This is a genomic window from Enterobacter sp. K510, assembly GCF_055804875.1.
Genome location: NZ_JBNRLQ010000006.1, coordinates 148,811 through 164,019, shown reverse-complemented (window position 1 = coordinate 164,019; position 15,209 = coordinate 148,811). Strand labels below are relative to the sequence as shown.

13 protein-coding genes are annotated in these 15,209 nt (G+C 56.6%); 5 read left to right on the top strand and 8 right to left on the bottom strand.

All coding sequences use genetic code 11. From position 1 onward, the window contains the following. Positions 1 to 25: 25 nt before the first annotated feature. The 4 genes from endA to metK all read right to left on the bottom strand — a co-directional run bounded on the left by endA (position 26) and on the right by metK (position 4,345). Positions 26 to 733 carry a deoxyribonuclease I gene (gene endA, locus ACQUTD_RS12275; protein ID WP_072570537.1) on the bottom strand — a complete coding sequence of 236 codons (708 nt, stop codon included), beginning with the start codon at positions 731 to 733 and terminating at the stop codon, positions 26 to 28. 84 nt (positions 734 to 817) lie between these two features. Next, positions 818 to 1,318 carry a SprT family zinc-dependent metalloprotease gene (locus tag ACQUTD_RS12270; RefSeq protein WP_072570539.1) on the bottom strand — a complete coding sequence of 167 codons (501 nt, stop codon included), beginning with the start codon at positions 1,316 to 1,318 and terminating at the stop codon, positions 818 to 820. A 76-nt stretch (positions 1,319 to 1,394) separates the two neighbouring features. Then, positions 1,395 to 2,789 carry a sugar porter family MFS transporter gene (locus ACQUTD_RS12265; protein ID WP_072570541.1) on the bottom strand — a complete coding sequence of 465 codons (1,395 nt, stop codon included), beginning with the start codon at positions 2,787 to 2,789 and terminating at the stop codon, positions 1,395 to 1,397. A 401-nt stretch (positions 2,790 to 3,190) separates the two neighbouring features. Continuing rightward, a complete protein-coding gene (metK, locus tag ACQUTD_RS12260) occupies positions 3,191 to 4,345 on the bottom strand; it encodes a methionine adenosyltransferase (protein WP_318374589.1) in 1,155 nt (384 codons plus the stop codon). 429 nt (positions 4,346 to 4,774) lie between these two features. Here metK and ACQUTD_RS12255 point away from each other — a divergent pair, with 429 nt between their 5' ends. From ACQUTD_RS12255 to speB, 4 genes are all read left to right on the top strand, one after another. Beyond that, positions 4,775 to 4,918: a hypothetical protein gene (locus ACQUTD_RS12255; protein ID WP_442778374.1), complete on the top strand. Its 144-nt coding sequence runs from the start codon at positions 4,775 to 4,777 to the stop codon at positions 4,916 to 4,918. Between the two features lie 92 nt (positions 4,919 to 5,010). After that, entirely contained in the window at positions 5,011 to 5,223 is a 213-nt protein-coding gene (gene yqgB / locus ACQUTD_RS12250; protein ID WP_158684882.1) for an acid stress response protein YqgB, read from the top strand. After that, positions 5,216 to 7,192, top strand: a complete 1,977-nt coding sequence (gene speA / locus ACQUTD_RS12245) for a biosynthetic arginine decarboxylase (RefSeq protein ID WP_072570546.1) — start codon at positions 5,216 to 5,218, stop codon at positions 7,190 to 7,192. The genes yqgB and speA overlap by 8 nt, the downstream gene beginning before the upstream one ends. 94 nt (positions 7,193 to 7,286) lie before the next feature. Beyond that, a complete protein-coding gene (gene speB / locus ACQUTD_RS12240) occupies positions 7,287 to 8,207 on the top strand; it encodes an agmatinase (protein WP_072570548.1) in 921 nt (306 codons plus the stop codon). Positions 8,208 to 8,333: 126 nt separating this feature from the next. Here speB and loiP read toward each other — a convergent pair whose 3' ends face one another. Continuing rightward, positions 8,334 to 9,092 (bottom strand): metalloprotease LoiP, encoded by a 759-nt coding sequence (loiP, locus tag ACQUTD_RS12235; RefSeq protein WP_072570549.1) that lies wholly within the window; start codon positions 9,090 to 9,092, stop codon positions 8,334 to 8,336. 277 nt (positions 9,093 to 9,369) lie between these two features. Here loiP and tkt point away from each other — a divergent pair, with 277 nt between their 5' ends. Further along, a complete protein-coding gene (gene tkt / locus ACQUTD_RS12230) occupies positions 9,370 to 11,361 on the top strand; it encodes a transketolase (RefSeq protein WP_473276279.1) in 1,992 nt (663 codons plus the stop codon). A 9-nt stretch (positions 11,362 to 11,370) separates the two neighbouring features. Here the strand turns inward: tkt and ACQUTD_RS12225 are convergent, their stop codons facing one another. Genes ACQUTD_RS12225 through ACQUTD_RS12215 form a run of 3 tightly spaced genes read right to left on the bottom strand, consistent with a single transcriptional unit; the run spans position 11,371 to position 15,111 of the window. Continuing rightward, complete coding sequence (locus tag ACQUTD_RS12225) at positions 11,371 to 12,234, bottom strand: MurR/RpiR family transcriptional regulator (protein WP_158684883.1); 864 nt, start codon at positions 12,232 to 12,234, stop codon at positions 11,371 to 11,373. Between the two features lie 9 nt (positions 12,235 to 12,243). Then, positions 12,244 to 13,785, bottom strand: coding sequence for a DUF4127 family protein (locus ACQUTD_RS12220; RefSeq protein WP_473276275.1), 1,542 nt, complete (start codon positions 13,783 to 13,785; stop codon positions 12,244 to 12,246). Between the two features lie 3 nt (positions 13,786 to 13,788). Next, positions 13,789 to 15,111 carry a PTS sugar transporter subunit IIC gene (locus tag ACQUTD_RS12215; RefSeq protein ID WP_321988602.1) on the bottom strand — a complete coding sequence of 441 codons (1,323 nt, stop codon included), beginning with the start codon at positions 15,109 to 15,111 and terminating at the stop codon, positions 13,789 to 13,791. Positions 15,112 to 15,209: the final 98 nt, after the last annotated feature.

The window sequence follows — 15,209 nt, the reverse complement described above, 5'->3', positions numbered from 1 at the left end:
GCTCAATAATACGCGCCAGTGTAAGTTAGCTCTTTTGTGCCTGACAAGCGCGCAGCACGTAAGGGTTGTGATGCCCCTGCACGGCGGCGATACGGCGGTCGCGCTCACACTCCCAACTGGCCACCGGATAGAGTTTATCCCACGCGGTGAAAAGCTGCGTCTGCTGACGGGACAAAGAGAGCTGATACTGGTCACGCATGTAGAAATACGTACGCGCGATAGCGCCTCTGGCACGGGCTGGCGGCTCTGCCAGCTTCGCTTTGAAATCGACTTTCATCGGGCACTGACCGTACTGGCCTTCGCCGCCGTTCCACTGGCTGTACATGAAGTTGCCGCGATCGCCGTTCACTTCGCCTACGGAAGGTTGCAGGTTATGCATATCGCTTTCCATCTGGCGATAGACCGGATCTTTGCTGCAATTTTTGCGGCCGCCGTCCTGCCAGCACTGGCGCTGATGGCCGAACTGCCAGGCGGGCACCACATGCTCCCATTCGATACGGCTGGCGCGGTTTTCGTTTTTACGCACTTTATAGCCGCAGGACGCCAGATCGACGACGCCTTTTTTACCCTGCCAGGTAATTTTGCAGCCGCAGTAAAAATCGCCGGGCGCATCGGCGTTCACTTTGACGCTGGCCGCTTTCGCCTGCGAGAAATTGTTGATACCCCCGGCAATACCGGGAAAGGAAAGGCTGCCAGCCAGTAAAAGGGCAGCGAAAGCAAGTTTGCGGGACATAGCCTGCTCCATATCTGAGTGTGTCCGCACCCTAGCGAAAGCGGTTGTCAGATGCAATCAGTCAGAGCATAAAAGTTCCGAAAATCAGGCCTCCGCCACCAGCGGCTCGCCGCAGTGCACGCAGCGATACACGGCTTGGCCGCGCAGGATCTTGTTGTGGCGGCGCACGGTCAGCTGATGCTGCTGGCAGGGGCAGCGGTAAGGGAAGGTATTGCGGCGCACGGACGCCAGTTCAAACTGATGAGTACGGCGCGCCGGAACGCCGAGCACGCTTTCCATCATCCATTTCCACTCTTTGCCGTGCGGCGGCACGCGGCCAAAGTGCTTCCACACCAGCAGATGCGCCAGCTCATGGGGCACCACCTCGTCGATAAAGGCCTGCTGATTTTCCATCAGCAGCACCGCGTTCAGGCGGATCTCATAGCTTTCCAGCCAGGCGGTGCCGGCGGCAGTTCCCCGCTGCTGATACACCAGCGCCGGTTCCGGATAGGCGCGGTTGAGTTTCTGATTCGCGAGGGCGAGGTTGTCGCGCAGGCTGCGCATAACGGCCTGTTGAATGGCGATAGGAAGGCGGGTGGTTTTCATAACGGCAGAGAATAGTGCGGTGAAAAAAGAAGTGCAAGAAGGGCGTTGCCGGGTGGCAACGCCCTGAGGCGAACAATCAGTCGTGAGAGCCAATCTCGCGGAGTTTGCGGCCTTTCATCAGGTTGCGCTCGATATGCTCCAGCGACACATGCTTGGTTTCCGGCACCAGCCAGAGGGTCAGCACGATGAAGAACAGGTTCAGACCCGCATACACCCAGAAGGTGTTAGCGTTGCCCAGCGTGTTGAGCATGGTCAGGAAGGTCGCGCCGACGATCATGTTAGCGATCCAGTTGGTGGCGGTAGAGCAGGTGATACCGAAATCGCGGCCTTTCAGCGGCTGGATCTCAGAACACAGTACCCAGATCAGCGGGCCAGCACTCATCGCAAAACCAACGATGAACATCAGCAGCATACCGACAGCCACATACTGTTCGGTCGGGGTATCAATACCCACATGCATCATGGTACCCAGTACGCCCATGCCGACCGCCATCACCAGGAAGCCCAGTGTCAGCGTCGGTTTACGGCCCCAGCGATCCACCAGACCGATGGCGATAAAGGTCGCCAGCACGTTGGTCACACCCACAATAACGGTGCCCCACATCTGCTCGGTAGTATTGGAATAACCCGCCAGTTCAAAGATTTTCGGCGCGTAATACATGATGACGTTCATACCGGTGAACTGTTGCATCACCTGTAACAGAATGCCGAGGAACACGGCGCGGCGGAAGTTACTGTTCTCTTTAAACAGCGCCCAGCCGCTCTGCTTAACCTGCAGGCTTTCGCGGATCTCATCCAGTTCGTTTTTCGCTTCGGCACTGGTATCACGCAGACGCAGCAGCACGCGTTCGGCATCATGGAAGCGGCGTTTCGCGGCATACCAGCGCGGGCTGTCCGGCAGGAAGAACACGCCAATCAGCAGCAGTACCGCCGGGATGATGATCACGCCCAGCATCCAGCGCCATGCGCCGCTGTAGCTGAACGCGGTGTCAGACAGATAAGCGCCGAGAATACCGATGGTGATCATCAACTGGTACATTGAGATCATGCTGCCGCGAATTTTTTCCGGTGCGATTTCAGACAGGTACAGCGGAGCGGTATAAGAGGCCACGCCGACCGCAAGGCCGAGCAGCACGCGCGAGAGGATCAGTACTTCGACGTTTGGCGCGGCGGCTGAGAACAGCGAACCGATCACAAACAGCACCGCACCGATCATCAGGCTCTTTTTACGCCCGAGACGGAAAGACAGCCAGCCGCTACCCACAGCGCCCACGGCGGCACCGAACATCATGGAACTCACCACCCATTCCTGCGTGTGCGGGCTAATTTTAAACTCATCGGTAATGAAGGGCAGGGCCCCTGCGATCACACCAATATCAAGGCCAAACAGCAGTCCGGCCAGTGCGGCGAGGAAACAGACAAAAAACGTCATTGCCTTGTTAGAACGCCCCTTTTTTTTATTATCAGGCATATCGCCTCCGGTTAAGTCACACTGTTATCAATGTAAATGTTAGATGAGCAAGTTGTTGTTTTATGTGATGTAAGTCACGCTAGTGTAATCGGTTACACATCACCGGCAACAGCCATTGTTAAATTAGTTAAATTTATCAATAGATTATTATAGTTTTGCAAATCCGCAGTGAAAGTACATTCAGATTAAACCGAAGCGCCATGAAACAGCAGGATAAAAATAGCAAGGAAAGCGTGACGTGGCGGGGCATAGCAGCAAAATGGCGGTGTAATCGCTTTCAGAAAAAGACGAAGTGGGCCGCATGAAGTATAGACTGGTTGATGCCGCGATGGGCCAGGAAAAAACGTAAAAATGCAAAAGGCCAGCACAGGGCTGGCCTTTATGACACGACTTTCAGCAGATTATTTCAGGCCGGCCGCTTCACGCAGCACAGCTGCTTTGTCGGTTTTTTCCCACGGGAAATGTTCACGACCAAAGTGACCGTATGCCGCGGTTTCTTTGTAGATCGGGTGCAGCAGATCCAGCATCTGGATCAGGCCGTACGGACGCAGATCGAAGAACTCGCGTACCAGCAGGGTCAGCTGTTCGGTAGCGATTTTCTCGGTGCCGAAGGTTTCCACCATGATGGAAGTCGGTTCAGCCACGCCAATCGCGTAGGAGACCTGGATTTCACAGCGATCCGCCAGACCCGCCGCCACGATGTTTTTCGCAACGTAACGCGCCGCGTAGGCCGCAGAGCGGTCCACTTTCGACGGATCTTTACCGGAGAAAGCGCCGCCGCCGTGACGCGCCATGCCGCCGTAGGTATCAACGATGATCTTACGACCGGTCAGACCGCAGTCGCCCATCGGGCCGCCGATAACGAAACGGCCGGTCGGGTTGATGAAGAATTTAGTGGATTCGTTCAGCCATTCCTGCGGCAGAACCGGCTTGATGATCTCTTCCATCACGCCTTCCTGCAGGGCTTTCTGATCGATATCTTCAGCATGCTGCGTGGAAAGTACTACGGCATCGATACCGACAATTTTGCCGTTGTCATACTGGAAGGTCACCTGGCTTTTCGCGTCAGGACGCAGCCACGGCAGGGTGCCGTTTTTACGCACTTCTGCCTGACGCTGCACCAGACGGTGAGCGTAGGTGATTGGCGCTGGCATCAGCACGTCGGTTTCGTTGGTCGCGTAACCAAACATCAGGCCCTGGTCGCCAGCGCCCTGTTCCAGCGGATCGGCACGGTCAACGCCCTGGTTGATGTCCGGAGACTGTTTACCAATCGCGCTCAGCACGGCGCAGGAGTTGGCGTCAAAGCCCATGTCAGAATGGACATAACCGATGTCACGCACGGTTTTACGGGTGATTTCTTCGATGTCGACCCATGCACTGGTGGTGATTTCGCCACCCACCAGAACCATCCCGGTTTTCACATAAGTTTCGCAGGCGACGCGCGCTTTCGGATCCTGTTCGAGGATCGCGTCCAGTACGGCATCGGAAATCTGGTCAGCGATTTTATCAGGATGTCCTTCTGAGACAGACTCTGATGTAAAAAGGTGTTTTGCCATGTTCTAAGTCACCCTGGGGTAATGGTATAAGCTCAAACTCTGTGCCGGGGCCGTCGATGCGGCATGCAGGTTAATGACACAGGAAGTCTAAGTGTTAATCTGTATAGATGGATTAACATCTGGACGGCTATTTTAGGTCAATTCTTGAGCCCATTTCCAGCCTTTTTTGAGATTCGTCGCATTCTTGATGGCAGCCCAACGGCGAATTTTACTTATATGCCTGCAAAGCCTGCTTTTTTATTTTGCTTTTTGCCCCCTTTGACGGTATAAAACGCCGCACGCGGCTTATCCCTTGCGGCGCTTTGCGCCAGGGTATAAAAAAGCGCACGACAACGTTTCGTGTCGCCACTTCCAGCCGGGTTGAGCAGTTAAATTCGCTTGGGCTTATCGCTGACCAGACCCCGGTTGGCGTGGAGGTGATACCAGATAATGAACCGTTGTTTACCGCTAGATCTGCCATGCCGTCCGGCCGGGCATCTGACTCCCGCTACCTGCATATCTTCATTGCAATCCTGCCGATGTTTAACCCATCTCGGCGCTTCTCAGGACTCCAGAGCCGGTAAGGCCCTGTAATACCTGAACAAGGGCGCTCCTGTTGATCAGGGGTTTTCTCGTGGTTTCGCTGAACCGTCATAATCTGGTTCGGATACGTGTTTTAAAATGATATGAACAAGAAACCGGTCGCGCAGTCGGCGTACCAGCATAGTCTGCTGGCCACTCCGCCTGTTTATGGGTTGTTATCGCTGTGTTACGCTGCGATAGTAGTCAACTGTTTTATATCCACGGTCTTTCGTGCGGCAAGGGTAATTCCGACTTGCGGTAAGCCGAATTTCACAGGGTATACACTTTCAACTATGTTTGAGGTTCGCTATGTCTGACGACATGTCTTCGCCATCCCCTTCGTCAGCAGGCGAACAGGGTGTACTACGTTCCATGCAGGAGGTAGCCATGAGCTCCCAGGAAGCCAGCAAAATGCTGCGCACCTATAATATTGCCTGGTGGGGCAATAACTATTACGACGTCAACGAACTGGGGCATATCAGCGTTTGCCCGGATCCTGACGTACCGCAAGCGCGCGTTGATCTTGCTGAACTGGTAAAAGCGCGTGAAGCGCAGGGGCAGCGTCTGCCTGCACTGTTCTGCTTCCCGCAGATCCTGCAGCACCGTCTGCGTTCAATCAACGCCGCCTTTAAACGTGCGCGCGAATCCTATGGCTACAATGGCGACTACTTCCTGGTCTACCCGATTAAGGTGAACCAGCATCGTCGCGTTATTGAGTCCCTGATCCACTCCGGTGAACCCCTGGGTCTGGAAGCCGGTTCCAAAGCGGAACTGATGGCGGTGCTGGCCCATGCCGGCATGACCCGCAGCGTGATCGTCTGTAACGGTTATAAAGACCGTGAATACATCCGCCTGGCGCTGATCGGCGAAAAGATGGGCCACAAGGTCTATCTGGTGATCGAGAAGATGTCCGAGATCGCCATCGTGCTGGACGAAGCCGAACGTCTGAACGTCATCCCGCGCCTTGGCGTGCGTGCGCGTCTGGCGTCGCAGGGCTCCGGTAAATGGCAGTCCTCCGGCGGTGAAAAATCCAAATTCGGCCTGGCTGCCACCCAGGTGCTGCAACTGGTGGAAATTCTGCGTGAACGCGGTCGTCTGGACAGCATCCAGCTGCTGCACTTCCACCTCGGCTCGCAGATGGCGAATATTCGCGATATCGCCAACGGCGTGCGTGAATCCGCCCGTTTCTACGTTGAGCTGCATAAGCTGGGCGTGAACATCCAGTGCTTCGACGTGGGCGGCGGCCTGGGCGTGGACTATGAAGGCACGCGCTCGCAGTCCGACTGCTCCGTTAACTACGGCCTGAACGAATACGCCAACAACATTATCTGGGCGATTGGCGATGCCTGCGAAGAGCACGGCCTGCCGCATCCGACGGTGATCACCGAGTCTGGCCGCGCCGTGACCGCTCACCATACCGTGCTGGTGTCCAACATCATCGGCGTGGAGCGTAACGAATACACCGAGCCGACTGCGCCGTCCGAAGACGCGCCGCGCGCGCTGCAAAGCATGTGGGAAACCTGGGGCGAAATGCACCAGCCGGGTACCCGTCGCTCCCTGCGCGAATGGCTGCACGACAGCCAGATGGATCTGCACGACATTCACGTCGGCTACTCCTCCGGCGCTTACTCCCTGCAGGATCGCGCCTGGGCGGAACAGCTCTACCTGAGCATGTGCCACGAAGTGCAGAAGCAGCTGGATCCGAGCAATCGCGCCCATCGCCCGATTATCGATGAGCTGCAGGAACGTATGGCGGATAAAATTTACGTCAACTTCTCGCTGTTCCAGTCGATGCCGGATGCCTGGGGTATCGATCAGCTGTTCCCGGTGATGCCGCTGGAAGGGCTGAACCAGGTGCCGGAGCGTCGTGCGGTGCTGCTGGATATTACCTGTGACTCGGATGGCGCTATCGATCACTATGTGGATGGCGATGGTATTGCCACCACCATGCCGATGCCGCAGTACGATCCGGAAAACCCGCCGCCGCTGGGCTTCTTTATGGTGGGCGCGTATCAGGAAATTCTCGGCAACATGCATAACCTGTTCGGTGACACCGAAGCGGTGGACGTGTTTGTCTTCCCGGATGGCAGCGTGGAAGTCGAGCTGTCTGACGAAGGCGATACCGTGGCCGATATGCTGGAATATGTGCAGCTGGATCCAAAAACGCTGTTAACGCATTTCCGCGATCAGGTGAAACAAACCGATCTGGATACGGATCTGCAACAGCAGTTCCTCGAAGAATTTGAAGCCGGACTGTACGGGTATACCTACCTGGAAGACGAGTAATCGACTCCCGCTTCGCCCCTAATCCCTTTCTCGTCGGGTTTAACGACGCGGAGGGGATTTTTTTTATATCGACTTTACGAAAGAGGTCACAGACATGAGCACCTTAGGTCATCAGTACGATAACTCTCTGGTATCTAACGCCTTTGGTTTTTTACGCCTTCCGATGAATTTCCAGCCGTATGACAGTGATGCTGACTGGGTGATCACCGGTGTACCTTTTGATATGGCGACCTCCGGCCGTGCCGGTAGCCGTCATGGGCCGGGCGCAATCCGTCAGGTGTCCACCAACCTCGCCTGGGAACACAACCGCTTCCCGTGGAACTTCGACATGCGCGAGCGCCTGAACGTCGTCGACTGCGGCGATCTGGTGTATGCCTTCGGCGATGCGCGCGAAATGAGTGAAAAATTACAGGCCCACGCGGAAAAACTGCTGGCGGCCGGTAAGCGTATGCTCTCCTTCGGCGGCGACCACTTCGTCACGCTTCCGCTGCTGCGCGCCCACGCGAAACACTTCGGCAAAATGGCGCTGGTGCATTTCGATGCCCACACCGACACCTACGCGAACGGCTGCGAGTTCGACCACGGCACCATGTTCTACACCGCGCCGAAAGAAGGCCTGATCGATCCGCACCACTCCGTGCAGATTGGTATCCGTACCGAGTTCGACAAAGACAACGGCTTTACCGTGCTGGATGCCTGCCAGGTAAACGATCGCAGCGTGGACGACATTCTCGCTCAGGTGAAGCAAATTGTAGGCGATATGCCGGTTTACCTGAGCTTTGATATCGATTGTCTGGATCCGGCGTTCGCACCGGGCACCGGCACGCCGGTCATTGGCGGGCTGACCTCCGATCGCGCCATTAAACTGGTGCGCGGCCTGAAAGATCTGAATATCGTGGGTATGGACGTGGTGGAAGTAGCACCGGCTTACGATCAGTCTGAGATCACGGCGCTGGCCGCCGCGACGCTGGCACTGGAAATGCTGTATATCCAGGCCGCCAAGAAAGGCGAGTAATCGGGCTATTTTACTCGCCATTATGGGCCAGGGCAGTGCTCGCCATCCTCACGTACTGGGTGTACGCTCCGGTGGCTGCGCGCTGGCCTGACCCAGACTGGCTTCGCCAATTACGCCCGAACAGATTTATTTGATGCCGTCTGCCGCCATGCGATCGCGAATATGCTGCGCACGCGCTTCGGAAGCCGGATGGTCGTCAAACATTGAGCTTTGACGGCCTGCTTCCAGTTTAGAGAGCTTCTCAAAGCTGGTTGCCAGACCGGCCGGGCTGATGCCGCGTTTGCGCAACAGATCGTAAGAGTAGTCATCCGCTTCGGATTCCTGGCGTTGCGAGAACTGGGAATTGACCAGTTTTTCACCCAGATCGCCAAGCTGCGACTGCGACAGACTACCCACTACGCCACCAGCAGACGCCGCCGCCACGCGCACCGCGTTGGTGCCCAGCGCCACCTGCATGCCGCGCTTCACATGACCAAGCGCCACGTGACCCATTTCATGGCCGATCACCGCTTCCACTTCGTTGTCGTTCATCATATCCATCAGGCCGCTGTATACGCGGATGCAGCCGTTCGCCATCGCAAAGGCGTTCACATCTTTCGTCTCATAGACCTTGTAGTTCACGGCCTGGCCGTTGATGTTGTCGCCCAGCGCGTTGGCGATTTTCGCCAGACGCTGGCTGTAAGCGCTGCTGGCCGGGGAGATCGTCGCTTTGCTGTCCATCTCTTTACAGGCTTCATCGCTTAATGCAATTACCTGCTGATCGCTTAATGAGTAGGCCTGGAACGCTTCCGCGCCGGAGCTCATCAGGCCGTTAGAATCCATGTTCTGGCAGCCGGTCAACGCCGTTGCCACACCCAGAGCAAGCAATGCTGTGCGAATCTTCATGTCTTATCTTCCGCAATAATTAATGCATATTTTGATAGTCGCCACGCCTGAACGAAGCGGGCTGGTGCGCTGAGTATAAAGAATAGAACGGGATGGCGGCGAGCGTTTGCGCAACTTGCGAGCATGATCCAGAGATTTCTGAAGCGGCAAAAGGATGCTCCATGTACATGAGTTGCCGCTTGGGTTACATTGTTGTCACTTTTTTCCGGCGTAGCCCATTCCGCGCTGTAGTCAAGTCGCCAGGGCATGGCCTTTAACAGTCCGATCTGGAGTCAAAATGTCCTCACGTAAAGAGCTTGCCAACGCTATTCGTGCGCTGAGCATGGACGCAGTACAGAAAGCCAAGTCCGGTCACCCGGGCGCCCCGATGGGCATGGCAGACATCGCCGAAGTCCTGTGGCGCGATTTCCTGAACCATAATCCGCAGAACCCGGCCTGGGCCGATCGTGACCGCTTCGTGCTGTCTAACGGCCACGGCTCCATGCTGATTTACAGCCTGCTGCACCTCACCGGCTACGATCTGCCGATTGAAGAGCTGAAAAACTTCCGCCAGCTGCACTCCAGAACCCCGGGTCACCCGGAAGTGGGCTACACCGCCGGTGTGGAAACCACAACCGGCCCGCTGGGTCAGGGTATTGCTAACGCAGTGGGTATGGCTATCGCTGAGAAAACCCTCGCGGCGCAGTTTAACCGTCCGGGCCACGACATCGTCGACCACTTCACCTACGCCTTCATGGGCGACGGCTGCATGATGGAAGGCATCTCCCACGAAGTGTGCTCCCTTGCCGGTACCCTCGGCCTCGGCAAGCTGGTGGCGTTCTATGATGACAACGGCATCTCTATCGACGGCCACGTAGAAGGCTGGTTCACCGACGACACCGCAGCACGTTTTGAAGCCTACGGCTGGCACGTGGTGCGTGGTGTGGACGGTCACGATGCTGACGCGATCAAACGCGCCATCGAAGAAGCCAAATCCGTTACCGACAAACCATCCCTGCTGATGTGCAAAACCATCATCGGTTTCGGTTCCCCGAACAAAGCCGGTACTCACGACTCCCACGGTGCGCCGCTGGGCGACGCGGAAGTGGCGCTGACCCGCGAACAGCTGGGCTGGAAACATGCCGCTTTCGAAATCCCGTCTGATATCTATGCGCAGTGGGATGCGAAAGAAATGGGCGCGGCGAAAGAAAACGCCTGGAACGAGAAGTTCGCGGCCTACGCGAAAGCCTTCCCGCAGGAAGCGGCAGAGTTCACCCGCCGTATGAAAGGTGAAATGCCGGAAGATTTCGCCGCGAAAGCGAATGAATTCATTGCCAAACTGCAGGCAAACCCGGCGAAAATCGCCAGCCGTAAAGCGTCCCAGAATGCGATTGAAGCCTTCGGCCCGTGGCTGCCGGAATTCCTCGGCGGCTCTGCTGACCTGGCGCCAAGCAACCTGACCATCTGGTCCGGCTCGAAAGCGATTAACGAAGACGCCGCAGGTAACTACATCCATTACGGCGTGCGCGAATTCGGTATGACCGCCATTGCCAACGGTATCGCCCTGCACGGCGGTTTCGTGCCGTACACTTCCACCTTCCTGATGTTTGTGGAATACGCCCGTAACGCGGTGCGTATGGCTGCGCTGATGAAACAGCGTCAGGTGATGGTTTACACCCACGACTCCATCGGTCTGGGCGAAGACGGCCCGACGCACCAGCCGGTTGAGCAGATCGCCTCTCTGCGCGTCACGCCGAACATGAGCACCTGGCGTCCGTGCGACCAGGTTGAATCCGCGGTAGCCTGGAAATACGGTGTTGAGCGTCACGACGGCCCGACCGCGCTGATCCTCTCCCGTCAGAATCTGGCGCAGCAGGATCGTACTGAGCAGCAACTGGCAGACATCGCCCGTGGCGGTTATGTACTGAAAGACAGCGACGGCCAGCCGCAGGTGATCTTCATCGCCACCGGTTCCGAAGTGGAGCTGGCTGTAGGCGCATGGGAAAAACTGACTGCCGAAGGCATCAAAGCCCGCGTGGTTTCCATGCCGTCTACCGATGCGTTCGACAAGCAGGATGCCGCCTACCGCGAATCCGTGCTGCCGAAAGCTGTGTCTGCGCGCGTGGCAGTAGAAGCGGGTATCGCTGACTATTGGTACAAATACGTGGGCCTGAACGGCGCTATCGTCGGCATGACCACCTTCGGCGAATCTGCCCCGGCAGAGCAGCTGTTTGAAGAGTTCGGCTTTACGGTCGACAATGTGGTAAGCCAGGCAAAAGCACTGCTGTAATCGTTGTTGTTAAGAAACGGGTCGCTCAGGCGGCCCGTTTTTTTCTATCCGCTTCATCACTTCCAGTAAATTATCAATCGATCGTCCCTGATTAATAAAGATCGCCATATTAAACAGCAAATCAATAAGCCAGGTTTGCGATGCTTTGATCATAGACGCATCGCTTTCATAGCGATTCTGCGACCCTCCAGTTAATAACGTGACATCAGCAAAGGACGTTAAAGGTGAATGCAAATAGCGGGTGATTGCCAGCGTGCTAGCGCCATTCTGCTTTGCGTTCTGAAAAGCATCGACCAGATCGCGCGTTTCTCCGGTATGGCTGATGCCTATTACCAGATCCTGCTTGCCCACCAGCGCAGAATTCAGCAGCATCGTATGGTTATCCGTATGCGCGTCAATTCGCATGCCGATGCGCATAAAGCGATACTTTGCCTCCAGCGCGCTGATGCCCGACATGCCGATACCGTACACATTGATCTGGCTGGCACCGAGCAGCAAAGTCGCCGCCTGCTCCAGGGTAGCGTTGCTTTGCAGCGCCAGGGTTTCGTCCAGCGATGCCTGATTAAGCTGATGCAGCCGACGCGCCACGTCCAGTAATGAGGGCTGTTCGGCGGGACTGTCGCTTTGAGGCAGCGGTTGTAGCGACTGGAGCTGTTCTGCGGTCAGTTCTCTTTTCAGCGCCGCAAAACCTGCCAGGCCAATCTTGCGGCAAAAGCGCACGATCGTCGCTTCGCCCAGCTGCGTTGCGCTGGCAAGGCTCGCGATATTGCGCATGATCACCTGCTGCTGATGGGCCAGAATATAATCCGCCAGCCGCTGCTCGGTGCGGGTGAGTTGGTTGTGATGCATTTTAATTAACGCACTGATCGACATAAACATCCTTTAATCACGGCTGGGCGATGATGGGGGTTTTAAAGAGACGGTAAAAGCCAGGCCGCTCATCCGTTTGAAGGGCGCGCGAACCTCGTCGATGACGAGCTGCTGGCCAGAAAAACTGTTGTGCAGCGTCTGCTGCCAGCATTGTTTAACGCGCGTGGCAATGGTTGCCAGAATAGCCGCTTCGTGTTTGCCGAACTGCGCATAGCTGGCGCCCAGCGCAGGCAGCACGGTTTCCTGTACCGCAAATCGCACTTCGCTCTGATAAGCCCAGTCCGACACCAGACGTTCCAGCATAAAATTGCGTGCCTGCTGCGGGCGGTCGCCGCGACAGGCGAAGGCGAGGGCGGCCAGTACGGTGCCCAGCGTATTACAGGCAATGTTCCAGCCTGCATAGGCGCTGAGGCGATCCAGCAGGCGATGGTGATCCAGCATTTCAATTAACTCCCGCTCGCCGCCGTTGCTGAAAGCGACATCGGCAATGCCGACCGGTTTGCCACCAATCCATGAAGCCAGCGTGTCGCAAAAGGCGGTAAGGCTGCGGTTACGGTAATAAGAGAGCGCTTTATTGTTCTGCTGCATCCAGCCCTCCTGCATCACCTCGCCGCAGCCGTTGATGCCCAGCAGCGCGTCCGCATTTGCCGGATCATCACAAAGGGCAATACCGCAGGCGCGGCTGTGGGAGAGCAGGCTCTCTTCAAAAGGTCGATCTTCATACTCAGGCACAAATTGCCGAAAAGCCTGATTCGACCAGCAGACCGCAAATTTCAGCCGCGTTGGTTGCCGTGTAAGCCAGGCCCGGGTCAGTAAGGTACAACCTGATTCGTCGGTGCCGGGGTGCAGCCAGACGCGATCCTGCAGGCGATTCGCGGCGATAGCCCGGTAAAGCTGGCGCTGATCCATGGCGGTATAGCCAAAGGGCGAGGCGTCATCCTGTGGGATCAGCAGACACGCCAGCACACCATCAGTAACCAGCTCCAGCGCGGCCTGCGTGACGGCGATATTGTGCTGCCGACGCTGTTCGAAATCCGTTCTTGCTGCGCTGTCCAGCTCTGCCGCCAGACGCTGATACTCCAGCTGTTCTTCCGCCGTCAGCAGACCCTGTGCGTCGCGGTCGCGGTAAATGCCGTACTGCCAGATGGCCCGGCCACAGTGCGCATAATAATCCGGCTCTTCTTCGGCGGAATCATAGGCGGGGGTACGCAGGATCAGCGAGGAGGCGGAGATTTCTACTGCCGGATAACGCTGATGGAGCTGACGCAGCCAGTCAAGGCGCGCGTGCAGCGCCTCTGGCGTTAAATGATGCGTACGCGCAGGCAGCAGGCCGCCGTAAATCAGCATATCCAGCGACAGGATCAGCGCATCGGCACCAGCCATATGCGCCTCGATAAACGCGGTGAGCGCGGCAAAGTGGGCGGGTGTTTTGCGGAAACCGAGCAAATCACGCGGCGGCATCACTAGCGTCAGCTGGCTATCCATCGCCGCCAGCGACTGTAGAAAATCGTAGTTATAGGGGCGGGCATCCAGCGGCAGACAGACAATTTTCATCCGTTATGCTCCTTGTTCCGCTTGTTTCTGGCGATTCAGCGCCAGCACGAAAGGCAGATAGATCAACACCGAAAGTATCAGCAACAGCAGGGCCAGCAGCGCGGCGCGCCAGTCCCCGCCCGTGGCGAGAAATGCGGAGAGCACTGGCGGCGTGGTCCAGGGGATCAGCACGGTGGTTTTATCGATCAGCTCAAGCGCGGTGGCGAACCAGGCGATGCCGACGCTCAGGAGCGGCGTCAGAATAAAGGGCACCAGCAGCAGCGGATTAAAGATAATCGGGATGCCAAAAATCATCGGCTCATTGATGTTGAACAACGACGGCACGCCGGAAAGCCGGGTGATGGTCCGGTGATCTTCCCGGCGCGAGGCGATGAGCATGGCGATAACCAATCCGATGGTCTGCCCGCCGCCGCCCATATATCCGAAAGCGTCAATAAAAGGTTTGGTGACAATGTGTGGCGGAACAGCGCCCTGCTGAAGCGCGGCGGCGTTTTCCTGGATCGCCACCAGCAGCGTTGGCTCGGTGATCGGCATCATGATCGATACGCCATGGATGCCGAAAAACCACAGCATATTCATGCTGAACAGCAGGCCGAGCACGCCATGCAGACTTTGTAATGCGTTTTGCAGCGGCGCCTGCACAACCTCGTTCACCAGATGGTGCAGGTTAGTGCCGAAACATACTTCAATTAACACTGCCAGCAGGCCAAACAGGGTGAGCAGCAACAACATGGGAAGAATAACGTTAAAAGAGCTGGCTACAGCGGGTGGAACGCTGTCAGGCATGCGGATCGCCAGATAGCGACTGCGCTGCGCCAGCGTCAACAGTTCGCTGCTTATCAGGGCGATGATGATGCCGACAAACAGGCCGCTGGCGGCGGTTTCGCTGGCGGCGATAAGGCCGGGAACCCGAACGATTTGATCCGCCATCTGCAACGTCTGCTCAAGGGGGAAAAAGATCACCAGACAGGCCAGCGCGAAGACCGCATGAATAGCTCCCGCCTGTTCACGCGCGAGCGCCATGCGCCACGCTATCATCGCTGTTGCGAGTAGCGTCAGAATATTGAGCGTGCCATTGTAAATGCGTATACCAATTTCTCTGGCGGGAACAAGCCAGTCGGCTTTTATACCGAGCAGTCCCATCAGCCCGGCTTTTTCATTCAGTACCACATTATTGATGAGTACAAAAAACGAGGCGGCTATGATCAGCGGCATCAGAAAAATAAATCCTTCCCTGATCGCCGTGAGATGGCGCTGCGCCGCCATTCTGCCTGCCCAGTAAGCCAGCCTGTCGAGTGCCGCGCTGGCGTTAAATCCCTTTATCATTTTTCCTCCTGAGTGTTTGGCTCCACAAGTGCGGCGGCGGCATTATGGAAAAGGGCGCGGAAGAAAAGCATGAAGGCGATCACGCAATGAATTTTTAA